Source organism: Pseudomonas sp. LAMO17WK12:I1, assembly GCF_900177315.1.
Classification (GTDB): domain Bacteria; phylum Pseudomonadota; class Gammaproteobacteria; order Pseudomonadales; family Pseudomonadaceae; genus Aquipseudomonas; species Aquipseudomonas marginalis.
The window spans coordinates 268,939-286,701 of record NZ_FWZV01000001.1; the positions used below are offsets into that span (position 1 = coordinate 268,939).

At 62.4% G+C, this 17,763-nt stretch carries 16 protein-coding genes; 11 read left to right on the plus strand and 5 right to left on the minus strand.

Going from position 1 to position 17,763, the window contains the following annotated elements; genetic code table 11:
• Position 1: 1 nt before the first annotated feature.
• A complete protein-coding gene (locus tag B9N88_RS01250; RefSeq protein WP_027608452.1) occupies positions 2-2,200 on the minus strand; it encodes an OsmC domain/YcaO domain-containing protein in 2,199 nt (732 codons plus the stop codon).
• Between the two features lie 210 nt (positions 2,201-2,410).
• On the opposite strand from B9N88_RS01250, the gene B9N88_RS01255 reads away from it, so the two are divergent.
• The 5 genes from B9N88_RS01255 to B9N88_RS01275 all read left to right on the plus strand — a co-directional run bounded on the left by B9N88_RS01255 (position 2,411) and on the right by B9N88_RS01275 (position 8,721).
• Positions 2,411-3,565, plus strand: coding sequence for a GGDEF domain-containing protein (locus B9N88_RS01255; RefSeq protein WP_043293903.1), 1,155 nt, complete (start codon positions 2,411-2,413; stop codon positions 3,563-3,565).
• 190 nt (positions 3,566-3,755) lie between these two features.
• A complete protein-coding gene (locus B9N88_RS01260) occupies positions 3,756-5,237 on the plus strand; it encodes a methyl-accepting chemotaxis protein (protein ID WP_371263392.1) in 1,482 nt (493 codons plus the stop codon).
• Between the two features lie 307 nt (positions 5,238-5,544).
• On the plus strand, positions 5,545-6,165 hold the full coding sequence (locus B9N88_RS01265) for a LysE family translocator (protein WP_027608455.1): 621 nt from the start codon (positions 5,545-5,547) through the stop codon (positions 6,163-6,165).
• A 133-nt stretch (positions 6,166-6,298) separates the two neighbouring features.
• Entirely contained in the window at positions 6,299-7,234 is a 936-nt protein-coding gene (locus B9N88_RS01270) for an EamA family transporter (protein WP_027608456.1), read from the plus strand.
• A 149-nt stretch (positions 7,235-7,383) separates the two neighbouring features.
• Positions 7,384-8,721, plus strand: a complete 1,338-nt coding sequence (locus B9N88_RS01275) for an MFS transporter (RefSeq protein WP_027608457.1) — start codon at positions 7,384-7,386, stop codon at positions 8,719-8,721.
• 124 nt (positions 8,722-8,845) lie between these two features.
• Here the strand turns inward: B9N88_RS01275 and B9N88_RS01280 are convergent, their stop codons facing one another.
• The 3 genes from B9N88_RS01280 to B9N88_RS01290 form a co-directional block, all read right to left on the minus strand.
• Positions 8,846-9,343 carry a DUF2269 family protein gene (locus tag B9N88_RS01280; RefSeq protein WP_027608458.1) on the minus strand — a complete coding sequence of 166 codons (498 nt, stop codon included), beginning with the start codon at positions 9,341-9,343 and terminating at the stop codon, positions 8,846-8,848.
• 3 nt (positions 9,344-9,346) lie between these two features.
• A complete protein-coding gene (locus B9N88_RS01285) occupies positions 9,347-10,474 on the minus strand; it encodes a saccharopine dehydrogenase family protein (protein WP_027608459.1) in 1,128 nt (375 codons plus the stop codon).
• A gap of 120 nt (positions 10,475-10,594) precedes the next feature.
• A complete protein-coding gene (locus tag B9N88_RS01290) occupies positions 10,595-12,001 on the minus strand; it encodes an XAC2610-related protein (protein ID WP_027608460.1) in 1,407 nt (468 codons plus the stop codon).
• Positions 12,002-12,129: 128 nt separating this feature from the next.
• Here B9N88_RS01290 and B9N88_RS01295 point away from each other — a divergent pair, with 128 nt between their 5' ends.
• On the plus strand, positions 12,130-12,693 hold the full coding sequence (locus B9N88_RS01295; RefSeq protein WP_027608461.1) for a cysteine hydrolase family protein: 564 nt from the start codon (positions 12,130-12,132) through the stop codon (positions 12,691-12,693).
• A 101-nt stretch (positions 12,694-12,794) separates the two neighbouring features.
• A complete protein-coding gene (locus B9N88_RS01300) occupies positions 12,795-13,472 on the plus strand; it encodes an aspartate/glutamate racemase family protein (protein ID WP_027608462.1) in 678 nt (225 codons plus the stop codon).
• Here the strand turns inward: B9N88_RS01300 and B9N88_RS01305 are convergent.
• Positions 13,429-14,121 (minus strand): glutathione S-transferase, encoded by a 693-nt coding sequence (locus B9N88_RS01305; protein WP_027608463.1) that lies wholly within the window; start codon positions 14,119-14,121, stop codon positions 13,429-13,431. The two genes, B9N88_RS01300 and B9N88_RS01305, sit on opposite strands and share 44 nt — an antisense overlap.
• Positions 14,122-14,260: 139 nt before the next feature.
• Between B9N88_RS01305 and B9N88_RS01310 the strand changes: the two genes are divergently transcribed.
• The 4 genes from B9N88_RS01310 to B9N88_RS01325 all read left to right on the plus strand — a co-directional run bounded on the left by B9N88_RS01310 (position 14,261) and on the right by B9N88_RS01325 (position 17,754).
• Positions 14,261-14,824, plus strand: a complete 564-nt coding sequence (locus tag B9N88_RS01310; protein ID WP_027608464.1) for a TetR/AcrR family transcriptional regulator — start codon at positions 14,261-14,263, stop codon at positions 14,822-14,824.
• A 203-nt stretch (positions 14,825-15,027) separates the two neighbouring features.
• Positions 15,028-16,083, plus strand: a complete 1,056-nt coding sequence (locus B9N88_RS01315) for an AMP-binding protein (RefSeq protein WP_027608465.1) — start codon at positions 15,028-15,030, stop codon at positions 16,081-16,083.
• A 10-nt stretch (positions 16,084-16,093) separates the two neighbouring features.
• The gene (locus tag B9N88_RS01320; RefSeq protein WP_027608466.1) at positions 16,094-16,870 is read left to right on the plus strand and encodes an ABC transporter ATP-binding protein; all 777 of its coding nucleotides are present in this window, start codon (positions 16,094-16,096) and stop codon (positions 16,868-16,870) included.
• Positions 16,871-16,872: 2 nt separating this feature from the next.
• Positions 16,873-17,754: a branched-chain amino acid ABC transporter permease gene (locus B9N88_RS01325; RefSeq protein ID WP_027608467.1), complete on the plus strand. Its 882-nt coding sequence runs from the start codon at positions 16,873-16,875 to the stop codon at positions 17,752-17,754.
• Positions 17,755-17,763 lie beyond the last annotated feature (9 nt).

Sequence of the window (17,763 nt, forward strand, 5' to 3'; positions counted from 1 at the left end):
GTCACCCCTGGACGATGTTGGCACGCGCCGAATGCAGCTTCTTGTAGCTCTCGATCAAGCGCAAATGCCGGTCCAGCCCTTCCAGCTTCATGCTGGTCGGCGTCAACCCATGGAAGCGCACACTGCCATTGACCGAACCGATCACCGCGTCCATCCGCTCATTGCCGAACATGCGGCGGAAGTTGGCTTCGTAGTCCGCCAGTTCCAGGTCGTCGTCCAGTTCCATCTCCAGCACCGCATTCAACGCCTGGTAGAACAGGCCACGCTCGGCGGTGTTGTCGTTGTACTGCAGGAACATCTCCACGCACTCCTTGGCCTCTTCGTACTGTTGCAAGGCGAGGAAGATCAGCAGCTTCAATTCGAGGATGGTCAGTTGGCCCCAGGCCGTGTTGTCGTCGAACTCGATGCCGATCAGGGTGGTGATGTCGGTGTAGTCGTCCAGCTCGCTTTCGATCAGGCGCTCGACCAACCCCTGCAATTCCGCTTCGTCCAGGCGGTGCAGGTTGAGGATGTCCTCGCGGAAAAACAGCGCCTTGTTGGTGTTGTCCCAGATCAGGTCGTCCACCGGGTAGATTTCCGAGTAATCCGGCACCAGGATGCGGCAGGCGGTTGCGCCGAGGTGTTCGTACACCGCCATATAGGCTTCCTTGCCCATGCCTTCGAGGATGCCGAACAAGGTCGCGGCCTCTTGGGCGTTGGAGTCTTCACCTTCGCCTGAGAAGTCCCACTCGACAAATTCGTAGTCCGATTGGGCGCTGAAGAAGCGCCACGACACCACACCGCTGGAGTCGATAAAGTGCTCGACGAAGTTGTTCGGCTCGGTCACCGCCTGGGCTTCGAAGGTCGGCTGCGGCAGGTCGTTCAAGCCTTCGAAGCTGCGGCCTTGCAGCAGTTCGGTAAGGCTGCGTTCCAGCGCCACTTCCAGGCTCGGGTGGGCACCGAACGAGGCGAACACGCCGCCGGTGCGCGGGTTCATCAAGGTCACGCACATCACCGGGAATTCGCCGCCCAGGGACGCGTCCTTGACCAGCACCGGGAAACCCTGGGCTTCCAGGCCTGCAATACCCGCCAGGATGCCCGGGTACTTAGCGAGCACGTCAGCCGGCACGTCCGGCAGGGCAAATTCGCCCTCGATGATTTCGCGCTTCACCGCACGCTCGAAAATCTCCGACAGGCACTGCACCTGGGCCTCGGCCAGGGTGTTGCCCGCGCTCATGCCGTTGCTGAGGTAGAGGTTCTCGATCAGGTTGGACGGGAAATACACCACCTCGCCATCCGACTGGCGCACGAACGGCAGCGAAACGATGCCGCGCGCTTCGTTGCCGGAGTTGGTGTCGAACAGGTGCGAGCCGCGCAACTCGCCGTCGCGGTTGTAGACCTTCAGGCAGTAGGCATCGAGGATTTCGCCGGGCAGCTCGTCATTCGGGCCCGGCTGGAACCAGCGCTCGTCCGGGTAATGCACGAACGGCGCGTTGGCCAGTTCCTCACCCCAGAACTGGTCGTTGTAGAAGAAGTTGCAGTTGAGCCGCTCGATGAACTCGCCCAACGCCGACGCCAGGGCGCCCTCCTTGGTCGCGCCCTTGCCGTTGGTAAAGCACATCGGTGAATGGGCGTCGCGGATATGCAGCGACCACACGTTTGGCACGATATTGCGCCACGAGGCAATCTCGATCTTCATGCCCAGGCCGGCAAGGATCCCGGACATGTTGGCGATGGTCTGCTCCAGCGGCAGGTCCTTGCCGGCAATATAAGTGCCCGCCTCGCTGCCCGCGCCCGGCATCAACAGGGCCTGGGCATCGGCGTCGAGGTTGTCCACTTCTTCGATCACGAATTGCGGCCCGGCCTGCACCACTTTCTTCACGGTGCAACGGTCGATGGAACGCAGGATGCCCTGGCGGTCCTTATCGGAAATATCGGCCGGCAACTCGACCTGGATCTTGAAGATCTGGTTATAGCGGTTTTCCGGATCGACAATATTGTTCTGCGACAGGCGAATATTGTCCGTGGGGATGTTGCGCGTGCTGCAGTACAACTTGACGAAGTACGCCGCGCACAACGCCGACGAGGCCAGGAAATAATCGAACGGCCCCGGTGCCGAGCCATCGCCTTTATAGCGAATAGGCTGGTCGGCAATCACCGTGAAGTCATCGAACTTGGCTTCAAGCCGGAGGTTGTCGAGAAAGTTGACCTTGATTTCCATGGGGGCACACCAGAATAACGGGCTAAACAAAAATGGCCGCCATTATGAGGTTTTTCATCGGGAAGTTTCAGGCTTTTCAATCATGCGGGGTGATGGATAGCGTTTCTGCCGGCGCGATTCTTTATCTCATAGCATTTGAAAAGCCGCTGGAACAGTGCCAGCATGGCTATGTGCCATCATTTAATTTCAGCGCTTCAGGTGAGGGTCAATATGGAATATCAACTCCCTGCAACAAAGGCGATGAGATGGCTGACAAATGCAGACGCGCCGTATGACACACGCATACGCAGCGAACTTATAGCCGGGCCTTTTTCTTCGAAGGGGGTGCTGTGGGTCGGCTGGTTTAACAGCCTGGTGATATGCACAGTCGTGGTTACACTGCGCCCGAGCCAATTCTTCATTGCCTGGCTCATCATTGATTCGATGATCTGGGTCTCACGGTTAGCACTGCTGTATTGGATCAATACATACGGCGGCCAAAAATATCCTTATGTCATTGATCTATCGTTATTACTGGGCCTGGTCTGGGCGGCGGAGCTGGGCCTGGGTACCGCTGGTTGCCTGATCAGCGGCGATGCGATTCTTCAAGTTCTCGGGTGCACGTCAATGGTCAGCGTGAATGCCGCGATCGCCATGCGCAACCAAGGCGTACCGCGCTACGCATTCACTCAAATATTGCTGACGGATGTGCCCATGAAGCTCGCCACCTTGTTTCAGCCGGAACCGCTGCTCAGGATATTCCTGCTCCAGGCCCCGCTGTACTTGACGGGCATGTGGCTACTGCTCAACACGTTGAACGATAACCTGGTGCGCGCGTTACTGGCCGAGGCCAAAAACCAAATCCGCGCGACCCATGACCCCCTCACGGGCCTGTACAACCGTATGGGGATACTCGAACTGATTGAAAACACCCTGGCCCGCAGCCGGCATGCCGATAAACACTTTGCGGTGCTCTACATAGATCTGGATGGTTTCAAGGGCATCAACGATAACCACGGACATGCCGAAGGTGACAAGGCGTTAGCCGAATTTGGCGCAACACTTAAATCGATTGTCAGGCTAAACCAGGATTGTGCCGGCCGCTTGGGCGGAGACGAATTTATTCTGCTGATGAATAATTCCGGCATGACCTCTGCCACCCTTGCAGCGCAACGAATTATAGACACATTGCGACAGGCCTCTGAGCGTTGCGCTCTTCCCTATGCCTTGCAAGCCAGCATCGGCATTGCCCTCTTTGAAGGCGCCGACAGTACGTCACATACCTGTGCACAAACAGTGATTGCCCATGCGGATGGTGCGTTATATGAAGCCAAGCGCGCAGGCAAAAACTGTTTTCGTATCGCACCAGGACAATTCGCCATTTAGGCCCTCCTGAACGCCATTCGTCACGTCTCGGTTTATATCAAACAATCGCCATCAACTTATTCCGTGTGATGCCGATGAACTTATGGCAATTCAGGGAGTAGTCGGAATGCGCAACAACCAGCCTGTAACACAGCGCGAGATTTCACTCGCGCCTTCGCAAAAACTCATCTCCGCCACCGATGTTCAAGGGATGATCACTTACTGCAACGACGCCTTCGTCGATATCAGCGGTTTTGAACGCGCCGACCTGATCGGCGCGCCCCAGAACATCGTGCGTCACCCCGACGTGCCACCCGCCGTTTTCGCCCACATGTGGAGCGCGCTCAAGCAAGGCCTGCCGTGGATGGGCATCGTCAAGAACCGCTCGAAAAACGGCGACCACTATTGGGTCAATGCCTACGTCACGCCGATCTTCGACGGCAGCCGTGTCGTTGGCTTCGAGTCGGTGCGGGTCAAGCCCACGGCCGATGAAATCCGCCGCGCCCAGGCCCTCTACCGGCGTCTGAGCCAAGGCAAGCCGGGCGTGCCGCGCCAGGATGCCTGGCTGCCGGCGGCAGTGAGTTGCGTGCCGTACATGGCCACCGGTGTGGCGGGCAGCGTCGCCGGGCTGTTCCTCAGTGCACCGGCGGCCGTCGCAGTGGCCGTGGCGGTCGCGCTGCCGGTGGGCCTGCTGTGCTCGCGCTGGCGCCAGGGCAGTACCCTGCGTCTATTGGAGGGGGTCGAACCCTCGACGTCGGATGCCTTGATCGCGCAGATGTACAGTGACGCACGCGGCCCACAGTCGCGTTTGGAAACCGCGTTCCTCAGCCAGACCGCGCGCCTGAAAACCTGCCTCACCCGCCTGCAGGACAGCGCCGAACAACTGAGTACCCTGGCGGGGCAATCCGATCAGTTGGCTGCCGCCAGTGCCAAAGGCCTGAACCGCCAGCGCGTGGAAACCGAACAGGTCTCGGCGGCCGTCAACCAGATGGCCGCGACCACCCAGGAAGTCGCCAGCCATGTACAACGCACCGCCGACGCCACCCAACAGGCCAACGTGCTGACCGGGCGCGGCCGCGAAGTGGCGCGCGATACCCGTGAAGCCATCGAGCGTCTGTCCACCATGGTCGGCGAGACCGGGGTGACCGTGGCGCAACTGGCCAGGGACAGCGACGAAATCGGCAGCGTGGTGGATGTGATCAAAGGCATCGCCGACCAAACCAACCTGCTCGCCCTCAACGCCGCAATCGAAGCGGCACGGGCCGGCGAGCAAGGCCGAGGCTTTGCCGTGGTAGCCGACGAAGTGCGCCAACTGGCCCAGCGCACGTCACAATCGACCACCCAGATCCATGGGCTGATCACCAAGCTCCAGGCATCCTCCAGCAACGCGGTGCAAAGCATGGAAAACGGCCAGCGCCAGGCCCAGGAAGGCGTGGCCTGGGTGCTGGAAGCGGACCAGGCCCTGGTGGGGATCAGCGAAGCGGTGTCGCATATCACCGACATGACCACCCAGATCGCCGCCGCCACCGAAGAACAAAGCGCCGTCGCCGAGGAGATCAGCCGCAACATCACCACCATCGCCGAACTGGCCGACCAGACCTCGATACAAGCCCATCAATCCACGGACCTGAGCAAGGAACTGACCAATACCGCGTCCACCCAATACGCGCTGGTTGAACGCTTCAACCGCTGAAGGCAGACAAGCCCGCTTACTGTGGTGAGCGGGCTTGCCCCGCGCTGGGCTGCGAAGCGGCCCCGATCAAGATCACTGCGTTCCATCAGACAAACCGCAGTGCCTGGTTTTGGGGCTGCTTCGCAGCCCAGCGCGGGGCAAGCCCGCTCACCACAACAAGCCCGGTCACTCACAACAGGCCCGCTCACCATAGTAAGCCTGCTCACCACTACAAGCCGGCTGCCACAACAAGCCCGCTCGCCACAAGATAACCACTCATGCCAAGCTTGGGTTAACGCCCACTCATCCCTCTGCATGAAGCCCGCTCATGTCCATCGCCGACAACCTCATCGCCTTCACCTTCGCCGCCACCCTGCTGACCCTCACGCCGGGGCTCGACACCGCCCTGGTCCTGCGCACCGCCACGGTGGAAGGCAAGCGCCAGGCGCTGCAGGCCACGCTGGGCATCAACGCGGGTTGCCTGGTGTGGGGCGCCGCGGTTGCCTTTGGCCTGGGCGCGTTGATCGCGGTGTCGGAGATGGCGTTCAACCTGCTCAAGTACTGCGGCGCGGCTTACCTGGCCTGGCTGGGGCTGAACATGCTGGTGCGTCCGCGTCGCTCACTGGCACCGGCCGCAGACGACCGCAAGCCCGGCGGCAACTGGTTTATCAAGGGCATGCTGGGCAATGTGCTGAACCCCAAGGTGGGGATTTTCTACGTGTCGTTCCTGCCGCAATTTATCCCCCAAGGGCATTCGCTGATTGCCTGGACCTTCGGCCTGGTGAGCATCCATGTGCTGCTCGGGCTGCTGTGGTCGCTGGTATTGATCGGCGCCACGCAGTCGCTGTCCGGGTTCCTGCGCCGCGAAAAGGTCATCCAGTGGATGGATCGCACCACCGGTGTGATCTTCTTGCTGTTTGCCGCAAAGCTCGCGCTCAGCAGGCGCTGAGTTTTTTCCAGACCAAATCCCTCCTTGCTCACTCGGCGCAAACACGCTACAAATCACCCCGTCGCGAAGTTGTACGACAACCTAAAAATAAATCGCCATCCCCGACGATGGCGCCAACCGCCCGAGCCCCAGCATGACTCCGCCTGCCCCGACGCAAACTGCCCCCGCCCTGTTCTCCCGCCCCATTGCCGTGTTGATTCTGCTCTGCATGGGCTGTGCCTTCGCCGGCAATCACATCGCCGCTCGGGTCGCCTTCGATGATGGTGCCGGTGTGCTGTTGGCCATTCTGCTGCGCTCGGGTGGCACCTTGCTGGTGCTGGCGGTGCTGGTACTGTGGCAACGCCAAAGCCTGCGCCTGCCCGCAGGTGCATGGCGCTGGCAAGTGCTGCTGGGCCTGCTTATCGCTACCCAGAGCCTGTGCCTCTACTCCGCCGTCGCCCGTGTGCCGGTGGCGCTGGCGCTGCTGGTGGGCAACGTGTTCCCGATTCTGCTCGCCCTGCTCACCTGGGCATTCGGCGGCCCACGTCCGACGGCGCGCACCGCCTTGCTGATGGGGTTGATTCTGGTGGGCCTGGTGTTTGTGCTGGACGTACCCGGCCGCCTCTCAGGCCATGCCGATATCGGCCCGCACTGGCTGCTCGGCGTCGGCCTGGCCCTCTGCGCCGCGTTCGTGTTCGCCTGCGCGCTGTGGATCACCGACCACAAGTTGTCCCAGGTGCGCGGCTCCGTGCGCAGCCTGCTGACCATCTTCATCGTATTCAGCAGTGTCAACCTCGCCGGCCTCAGCGGCGCCCTCCCCGGCGGCCTGAACCCGCCGGCCACGGGTACCGGCTGGCTGGCACTCGCAACGTTGGTGGTGCTGTACGGCACCGGTTTTATCGTGCTGTTCATGTCGGTCCCGCGCCTGGACATGCCGCGCAATGCGCCGGTCATGAACATTGAGCCGCTGGCCACGCTGTTGATGGGCTGGGTCGTGCTCGATCAAATGCTCAGCGCCGGCCAGATAGTCGGCGGCGTCATCGTGGTGACCGGGATTGTGCTGCTGACCTATCGCACGTCTGCCCGGTAACGATAAATCCCCGCCTGACCTGGCCCAATTCCTGCCTCCCTCATCCCACCCGGTCGCTACTGACTACGCGGACGACTCTTTTGAGCCCGGCCGCCCAACACCCTCCCCGGATAATCCAGCATCTCCGACCCCCTTCCGAGGCCTTCCCCATGACGAGCCCCTCCACCGAACAGGTAAGCCCCCAAACCCTGCGCAAGGTCATCATCGCCGCCGGCATCGGTAACTTCGTCGAATGGTTTGACTTCGCCTTGTACGGTTTCCTCGCTACCACCATCGCCCAACAGTTCTTCCCCAGCGGCGATGCCAGCGCGGCCTTGCTCAAAACCTTCGCGGTGTTCGCCGTCGCCTTCGCCTTCCGGCCCCTGGGCGGGATTTTCTTCGGCATGCTCGGCGACCGTATCGGGCGCAAGCGCACCCTGGCCATGACCATCCTGCTGATGGCCGGCGCCACCACCTTGATCGGCCTGCTGCCCACCTACGCCGCCATCGGCGTCACGGCGCCGATCCTGTTATCGCTGATCCGCTGCGCCCAGGGCTTCTCCGCCGGCGGCGAATACGCCGGCGCCTGTGCCTACCTGATGGAGCACGCGCCCCGGGACAAACGCGCCTGGTACGGCAGCTTCGTGCCGGTGTCGACGTTCTCTGCCTTCGCCGCCGCCGCCGTGGTGGCGTACGCACTCGAAGCGTCGTTGTCCGCCGAGGCGATGGGCAGTTGGGGCTGGCGCCTGCCGTTCCTGATCGCCGCGCCGCTGGGCCTGGTGGGCCTTTACCTGCGCTGGAAGCTGGATGAGACGCCCGCCTTCCAGGCCGTGAAGCAGGAGCACGCGGTGGCCCACTCACCACTCAAGGAAACCTTGCGCAACCATGGTGCGGCGATCTGCTGCCTGGGCGCTTTTGTGTCACTGACGGCGCTGTCGTTTTATATGTTCACCACCTACTTCGCCACGTACCTGCAAGTGGCCGGTGGGCTGAGTCGGGCGATGGCGTTGCTGGTGTCGCTGATCGCGTTGATCTTCGCCGCGGCGATTTGCCCGCTGGCGGGGCTGTATTCGGATCGCGTGGGGCGTCGGGTCACGGTGATGACGGCGTGCGTGTTGTTGATGGTGGTGGTGTATCCGTCGTTCCTGATGGCCAGTTCCGGTTCGTTCACGGCGTCAATTGTCGGGGTGATGTTGCTGGCGGTCGGCGCAGTACTGTGTGGTGTGGTGACGGCGGCGTTGCTGTCGGAGACCTTTCCGACCCGCACGCGTTATACCGCTTCGGCGATTACCTACAACATGGCGTATACGATCTTCGGCGGCACCGCGCCGCTGATGGCCACGTGGTTGATCAGCACCACCGGCAGCAACCTGTCACCGGCGTTCTACCTGATTGCCGTGGCATTGCTGGCGTTGGCGGGCGGACTGGCATTGCCGGAGACGTCGAGGATTTCCCTGCACGACGTGGGCGCAGAGGACAAAAGCCCGGCGCCGCTGCTCTCGCGTTAAGCACCCACACCGTCCAAACCGTAGCAGCGGCCGACGCATGAGCAGCGCTTTTTGAGGGGGCCGCTATGAACACAGCGCTATGCATCGTTGCACCGGTTTGGGATGCCAAGCCTTGAGCGGGCACTCAGCCCGCCGCCAACAGCCCGACCAACTGCCACGGCGTCATCTTCGTCACCATGATCATCACGATCACAAACATCCCCAGGAAGCCGAAGACGCCCAGCCAGAACCATTGCCGGTACACACCACGGTATCCATCATCCAGCACCGTGTCGGTCTCGACCGCCCGCGAGGCCATCTGCTGCATGCGCTTCTGCAGTACCAGCACCGGCAGCCACAGCGAGCCCACGCCGAGGAAGATGATCAACGCGGTCAGTACCCATTCCGTGGTCACAGGCAGCCCGGCAAGCTGGATCAGCAGCAAGCCCGTGATGATCTGAATGACGCCCGCCGGCGTGGTAATCCAGGTATCAAACCGCACGACCATGCGCGCCACTTGGGCGATCACTTGCGGGTTGGCCGTGCGACTGGCGGCGATCAGGTAGAGGTACGAGCCCATGCCGAAGCCGAACAGGAAAATCGCCGCGATGATGTGCAGGTACTTCAGGCACAGGTAGAGCATCGGTCAGGCCTGCCCGTCAGAGAAGCGCACCGTCAGGCTGAGCTTCGTCGGTTCGTTGATGGCGGCCATGTATTCGTCGACGCTGATTTCACCTACGCACGGGCGGGCACCGGGTTCGGGCACGTAACCGTGGGCCATTTTGATGGCAAGGGCGACGGCTGCACAGCTGGGGATTTCCGGTCCCTTGTCGTCCAGGGCCGTGAGTTGCACCGCCAGGGACAGCGGCTGGCCTTGCATGCCCAGCCCCTGCACGTCGATGTACATCGCGCTTTTGCCATCGCCAAATCGTTCGAACCAGGTGCCCAGGCGATGCAGCCTGGCGGCCCACACGAGGTGGTCGCGCACAATGCCCATGCGTAGCGCTTGCGCCAGCAGATAATTGGCGACACCGCCCAGCTTGAGCCCCGCACCGGCCTTGAAGCGCAGGGTATGGGCGCCATAACGGCCAGCGAATATATCCATGTCGGGCACGTCCACATTGGCCAGCACCCGCGTGCCGAGCTGGGGCATCCTGCGCAGGGTCAGGTCCTGCCAGCCCAGCACCTCGTGCACCTGGCCCTGCTTGAGTTGCTTGATCGGTTTGCCCGCGTAGGCAAGCACGCCTTCGATGGTCGACAGCCCCGGCATCTTCGCCGAAGAGGAAATGCCATGCTCGATGGTGTCGATGCGCATGAAGCGATCGCGGTACTGATCGATGAGGGCGGACGACAACGTCGGTACAGAGCTGCAACCGCTGAGGACGGCCACGCCCGCCTGCCGGGCTTTCGCATCCAGCACGCCGACGCCATTGACGAAGGTCCGGCAATCCGACAGGTCGCAGTAGTTCACGCCCGCGTCGATGCAGTGCTGGGCGACGGCATAGGACTGCCCCTGGAACGGGCCGCCGGTGTGGATCACCAACTGGATGTCCATCGACTGCAAGACGCCAGCGAACCCGGCCGCCATGGCATCGCCGCACCAGCTTTCGCACTCGCGGCCCGAGGACGTTTTCAACCCGTCGACTTTGCCCTGCAACTTGTGTGAGTTGCGGCCCGAGACCACCAGTTCAATGCCCGGCGCGCCCGCCAGGTGCCGGCAAATGATGCTGCCAAAGTTGCCGTAGCCGCCGATCACCATCACCCTGAGTGCCATTGCCTGCTTCCTTGATCAATCAATTGTGCGCCGAGCCTGAAGCGGCCGGCGGTTGAAGATACCCGATGTGTCTAACCGCCTGACCCAGGATCGACACTCAGGCGGCATTACTCCCCGGCCTCAGGGCTGCTTACGATAAAACCCGGTCAGGTAGTCCTGGCTGTCCGGCGCCGAGTTGTGCTCGATCACGGCAAAACCCTTCACCAGTTGGATGTGATACGGCCCGGCCCGAGGGGGCGCCTGGGGCGCGCGCACGATGATCAGGTTTGCGGTTTCCATCGGCACGCGTTGGTGCGTAGTGATGATGATCTTGTCGGTGCCGGTGTCTTTGAGCGTCACGCTGAGTTCCGCCACTTCCCGGCCCTGGGCATCGCGTTCGGGAAGGATTTTCAGGTCCAGGTCACCGTCGCGGCCGAGAAAGTCATCGCGCATCTGGTAATGGCCATCGCGCTGGTCGCGGGCCACGTCGCCGAGTTTGTCGTACTCAGGCGCCCGGTCCTGCCTGTGCAGTTGAATCTGCAGCTCGGGCTGGTCGCCCTTGGCGCCACTGACCCAGGTGCCCGCGTAGGCATAAGGTTCGACGGTTTCCCGCGTGATGCGCCAGATGCCGGTTTGACGGCCATCATCGGCGTATTCGTGCAGGTAGATAAACGACTGGTCGCCGTATTCACCCTGATCCCCCACCAGTTTGATCGGCTTGCCGCTGCCGCTTTTGGTATAGCGCAACTCACCGATCAGCACCGCGCCCTGTTGCTGGTACCAGAGCTGCACCGGGATCTTGCCGTTGAGGGTGCCGGCCAGGAACTCGGGGTCTTCGTTGACCGGTCCTTCCAGTCTGGGCGTTTCCAGCCACTGGCCGTCCTTCCACTCACCGGTGGTGCGCAGCATGTAGCCGCTGGGCATGCTGTTGTTGGCGTCATCGTCCGTCGCCGGCACTTCCGCCTGGGTGTACGCGCTGAGTCGCACCAGTTTGCCGTCGCGCATCTGATAGCGGCTGGCGCGGGTCCAGCAGCAACCCCGGTCGGTCTGCGAATGGATAATGCCGTCCTTGGGATTGATCGAAAACATCCCGCCGGAGGTCTCGTTGGCCAGGTCGGTCAAGGGGCCATTCAGCACCCAGTGGGACGTGTGCGGGTCTTGCAGATACACGTCGTAACTGGACTGGAAGTCCTTGTCCGCACCGGTGCCATTGCGGATCGCCAGGTCCTGGCGGCCATCCTGGTTGATATCGGCGAAGTACACCACGCCGTTCTCCCCCATCAGGCGCCAGTCCACGGTTCTGCCTTGCTGATCCAGCGGCACCTGGGCATCCGGGGTCTGCAATTGCTGAAGGATTTCGAGGGAGCGTTTGTCGCGCAGGGTGATGAGCGCCGGCGCCAGGTGCTGTAAGTCCTGCGGCACGTCCGGGAACAACACCTCGACCAGGTATTGACCGCTGGGGTCATTGACCGAGAACGAACGGGGCTCGGCCATGACGGGAGCGGCCAGGGCCAGGGAGAGGAGTACACCGCTGAGTCGCGTACGCATCCAACGCATCCTTGCTGAAATTCGGGGGCGGCAGTGTAAAGGCAAATGGCAAAGGCATCGAACAAATCGCTGTTTAGGCGCACTCAATGGCTGCTATGTTTTGTGCCTCACGAGCCAAAGGATGTGCCATGGAACCGTTAGCCACCAACGCTGCACTGGTGATCATCGACATGCAGCAGGGCATGAATGACCCGAAGCTCGGGCGCCGCAACAACCCGCAGGCCGAGCAACAGTTGCAGCAATTGCTCGGCGCCTGGCGGCAGTCGGGGCGGCCTGTGGTGCACGTCAGGCACATCTCCCGTACCCCCGGCTCGGTATTCTGGCCGGGCCAGCCGGGCTGCGAATTTCAGCCTGCGCTGCAACCACTGGCCCACGAACACGTGGTGGAAAAGAACGTACCCTGTGCCTTTATCGCCACCGGGCTGGACCGCTGGCTGCACGCGCGATCGATCAAGCAACTGGTGATCGCCGGGGTGATCACCAACAATTCCGTCGAAGCAACGGCACGCACAGGCGGCAACCTGGGCTTTGACGTGCTCGTCGCCGCAGACGCCTGCTACACCTTCGATCAAACCGATGGATCCGGACGCCTGTGGCCAGCGGAGGACGTGCACGCGCTGTCGCTGAGCAACCTGGCCATGGACTACGCCAGGGTGGTCGAAACGGCCGGGATTCTCGGCGCTATGCGCTGAACACGCCGGCTTGCACCAGCATGTCAACTCGCGCCCTTGCTATAGGCAAGTGCGGGCTGCATCTTAACCATCGTCGACATTTTCAGCACTGGAAACAGCCCATGCGCATCGCCTGCCTTCATACCGCAGCCAGCAATATCAGCGTGTTTGAAACCGCCGCGAAAGCACTGGGTATCGGCGCTGATGTGCTACGCCATGAAGTGCGCGCCGACCTGTTGGCTGCTGCCGAAAACGCCGGTCATCTGAGCGCCGACATCTGCGCATCCACCGCATCAGCCCTGCTTGCACTGGCTGAACAGGCCGACGCCGTGGTGCTCACCTGCTCGACCCTGGGTCCGGTCGTTGAAGGTATCTCCAGCAGTGTCCCGATCCTGAGGACAGACGAAGCGCTGGCCGCCTCGGCGGTGCAGGCGGGCGGAAAAATTGCGGTGCTGTGCGCGGTGGAAACCACCCTCGAACCGACCGCGCGGCTGTTTCACAAGGCCGCGCTGCAATCGAACGCCGTCGTCGAAGTGCGGCTGGTTCCGGGGGCATGGCGCTTGTTCAAGGCGGGTGACATCGACGGCTACCTGGCGACAATCGCCAAAGCTGCCGATGCCGCCTATAGGGATGGAATGACACGGGTTGCGCTGGGCCAGGCGTCGATGAGCGCGGCCGCCGTGCAGGTAACGGCCGGCCCGCTGCCCCTCACCAGCGCAGCGGCCGGGCTGGCGGCAGCTATGCGGGCCGTTGCCCTCAGTGCGGTTGTGCAACCATTGCACGCCAGGCCTGAACGCTAGCTCGCTCGTTGACCCTGGCCTGCCAGGCGCGCAGGGCTTCACACGTCTGCGGCACGGGCAATTGCACCAGGTCCGCGAAGATCATGCCGCCGAGTAACGCGATATCGGCCATTGAGAAGGCATCGCCTGCCACAAAGGCGCGGGTCTTGAGCACGTTATCGAAATAGTGCATCCCCCTGACCGCCTTGTCCCGCATGCGCATGCCCCATTCGGCGTTCTGATAAAGCTCGACCTCAGGCCCAAGCCCAGGGGTGGCATGATGGAAATACACGCTGACCGCATCCATCAATTCAATCTCTGCGCGCTTGGTCATCATATGGATCAGGCCTTGCTCGGTCGGCGTCCTGCCGGTGAGGGTCGGGTTGCCATCGAGCGTGTCCAGGTATTGGGTGATAGCCGTGCATTCAGCGATGAATGTGCCGTCGTGCAGTTGCAGCACTGGCAGGGTGCCGGAGTAGTTGAGGGCCCGGAACTCAGGCTGTTTGTGCTCCCCTTTCCATAGGTTGACCGACACGAACTCAACGCGCGGTAACAGATCTTTCTCGGCCAGCGCAATACGAACACGCGCTGGATAAGGGCCGTTGTACCAATCATAAATCTTCATCAACGGCGGTTGGCATAAGTGGGGTTGTGGTTGTTGGAACGTCATGATCTGCTCGCCTACCTGTCAAATGGTAGGTAGAGACTGAAGGTATTATTCCAGGCCGTCAAGCATTACCTACCAGTTGGCAGGTAAACCCTTATCAGCGTAGAATTCGCCCCTCCCCACATTTAAGAGCAATCCACCCGTGAGTGAAAATGCCCGCGAAGCGATTCTGGAAGCCGCCAGACTCGCCGCTCAGCACTACGGCTACAGTGGCATCAACTTCCGCAGCATCGGCGAAACGGTGGGGATCAAGAACGCCAGTATCTATTACCACTTCCCGAGCAAAGCCGATCTCGGCGCAGCCGTTGCCAGGCGCTATTGGGAAGACGCCGCCAGCGCCCTCGCGGCGATACGCAGCGAGAACCCGGAGCCGCTGCAATGCCTGCGTGCTTATCCGAGCATCTTTCGAAAATCACTCGAAGACGGCAACCGCTTGTGCCTGTCCAGTTTTATGGCGGCCGAATATCAGGACCTGCCGGAGCCGGTGAAGGAAGAGATACTGACGTTTGCCAATATCAACGTAGCCTGGCTGGGGGCGTTGCTTGCCGAGATCGAACCCGGCAATACAGAGGCATGCGAGCGTCGCGCGCGTGCCATCTACACCGCCATTGCCGGCGCGCAGTTGATTGCCCGCACCCGGGCCGATCTCGGTTTGTACGACGAACTGGTCCAGAGTTATCGGGACGCGGGGCTTATCCCGGCGTGACAAGCTGGAGCCCTGCCGGCGACAGGTAGCGCTCCAGCAATGGCCCCATCGCTGTTGGCCCAACAACACTGCTTGGACAGCTTGTGCTGAATCAACACACGCCTCCTCCCCCAAAAATCCACATATCCCCTTGAAATAAAAGCATTTAATCCTCTGGCATGGCGCGTGCAATCGCCTTCGCATACTGACGAAGGAATACCCCCATGCCCCAGACACTGCCCCAGGCGCTGTTGCGCCAAGCCCACACCCGAGGGTCGGCGATTGCCTTGCGCTTCAAGCGCCTGGGTATCTGGCATGAGCGCAGCTGGAGCGCGGTGGCGCACGAGGTCAGCCAGCTCGCTGCCGCCTTGCATCAGCGCCGCTTCGGGCCTGACGATAACCTGTTGATCCTCAGCCAGGCGCGCCCCGAAGCGTTGCTGCTGGCGCTGGCCGCGCAATGGCTGGGCGCCAGCGTCACGCTGCTGGACCCGGACCGCGACAACCGGGCGCTGCTGGCCGGGCTGCGACCGCGCTTCGTGCTCGTGCAAGACCTGGAAGCGCTGCAACAACTCGGTGAACGCGGGGTGGTGGTGTTTCTTGACGGGCGTGGCCTGAGCCAGTTCGCAGACGCCGATTTGATCGACTATGCCGAGCTGCGTGCCGATGCACCGCCACCCGCCCACGCCCCGCAGCCGAGCGACACCGCCTTCGTCTTTCATGCCGACACCTCCCTGCACTTGACCCACGCGCAACTGCTCGCGGGCGCGCGGACGCTGATCGACCGCGAACACCTCGGCGCCGACGACGAAGCCCTCGCCGCACGGGTGTTTGCCGCCAGCGGACAGGCACGCTACCTGCTCGCGCCCTGGCTGCACGCCGGCTTTCGGCTGAACTTCCCCGAGGCCCTGGCCACCCGCGACACCGACCGCCGCGAGCTGGGCCCGACCCTGGTGCTGGGCACCCGCGAATCCTATGGGCGCCTGGAGCAATGGGTGCGTGAACGCCTGCCACTGCCGGGCAGCTTCAGCCATCGTTTATACCACTGGGCCATGCAGCCGACCCCCTCCCCCGTGCGCCGCTGGCTGGGCCATTGGCTGGTGCGTCGCCCGTTGCTGGATGTACTGGGCATGAGCCGCCTGCGCGTGCCCTTGCTGGTCGGGCCGCCGCTGCATCCGGAAAGTGCCGCCTTCTTTGCGGCCCTGGGCATTCGTCCCGGCCATTGGCAAGAGCCGTCCACCCGCAACGAACCCAGCGACCACTTGCTGCCTCAATCTGCCTGACGAGCCTTCCATGCCCACACCCACTGAAGCGGTATTACTGCGGCTCGATGACATCTCCCTGTCGTTCAAGGGCATCAAGGCCATCACCTCCATCAGTTTCGAGGTCAAGGCCGGTGACATCTGCGGCCTGATCGGCCCCAACGGCGCGGGTAAAAGCTCGCTGCTCAACGTGATCAACGGGGTCTACCACCCCCAGGGCGGCAGCATCCGCTACGCCGGCCAGACCCGGCGGCGCATGCGTGCGCACCAGGCGGCCGAAGGCGGGATTGCGCGGACCTTCCAGAATATCGCGCTGTTCAAGGGCATGAGCGTGCTCGACAACGTGCTTACCGGGCGCAACCTCAAGCGCCGCAGCAGTTGGCTGGAGCAGATGCTGCGCGTGGGCCGTGCGCCACGGGAGGACGACGCCCACCGCCTGCACGCGGAAAAGGTGATTGCCTTCCTGCAGATCCATCCCTGGCGCCACGTGCTGGTCGGCACCCTGCCCTATGGCCTGCAAAAACGTGTCGAACTGGCCCGCGCCCTGGCCGCCGAACCGACCCTGCTGTTGCTGGATGAACCCATGGCCGGCATGAACGCCCAGGAGAAAGCCCAGATGAGCCAGTTCATCCGCGACATCAACCGCGAGTTCGGCACCACCGTGGTGTTGATCGAGCACGACATCGGCGTGGTCATGGGCTTGTGCGACCACGTGGTGGTCCTCGACTACGGTCGCAAGATCGGCGACGGCACCCCGCAACAGGTGCGCGCCAACCCCCATGTCATCGCCGCCTACCTGGGGACCTGAGCATGGAATTTTTCTTCGAAGTGCTGATCGGCGGCCTGCTGGCGGGCGTGATGTATGCCCTGGTAGCGATTGGTTTTGTACTGATCTACAAGGCCTCCGGCGTGTTCAATTTTGCCCAGGGCGCCATGGTGCTGTTCGCCGCGCTGACGTTTGTCAGCCTGTTGGAGCGCGGCTTCCCGTTTGCCTGGGCGTTCCTGATCACCCTGGCGAGCATGGTGGTGCTGGCGCTGCTGATCGAAAAAGTGGTGCTGCGGCCCTTGGTCAATCGCCCACCGATCATCCTCTTCATGGCCACCCTCGGGCTGTCCTACCTGATCGAAGGTTTCGCGCAGTTCCTGTGGGGTGCGCAGGTGCACGGGCTGGACCTGGGCATCGCCGACGAACCGCTGGAAATCCGCGGCATGCTGCTTTCGCAATTCGACCTGTTTGCCGCCGGCACCGCCGCCGCCCTGGTGATCGTGCTGTCGCTGCTGTTCAACAAGACCCGGGTGGGCCTGTCGTTGCGTGCGGTGGCCGATGACCCGCTGGCGTCCATGGCCATCGGTATTCGCCTGCCGCGCATCTGGGCGTTGGTGTGGGCGGTGGCCGGGTTCGTCGGGCTGGTGGCCGGGTTGCTCTGGGGCGCACGCCTGGGAGTGCAGTTCTCGCTCTCGCTGGTGGTGCTCAAGGCGCTGCCGGTGCTGATCATCGGCGGGTTCTCGTCCATCGGCGGGGCGATTGTCGGCGGCCTGATCATCGGGGCGGCGGAGAAAGTCGCCGAGATCTACCTCGGCCCGATCATCGGCAGCGGCATCGAGAACTGGGTGCCCTACGTCCTCGCGTTGCTGTTCCTGCTGGTGCGGCCTGCCGGGTTGTTCGGCGAGCGCGCCATCGAACGGGTTTGATTGTCCTTG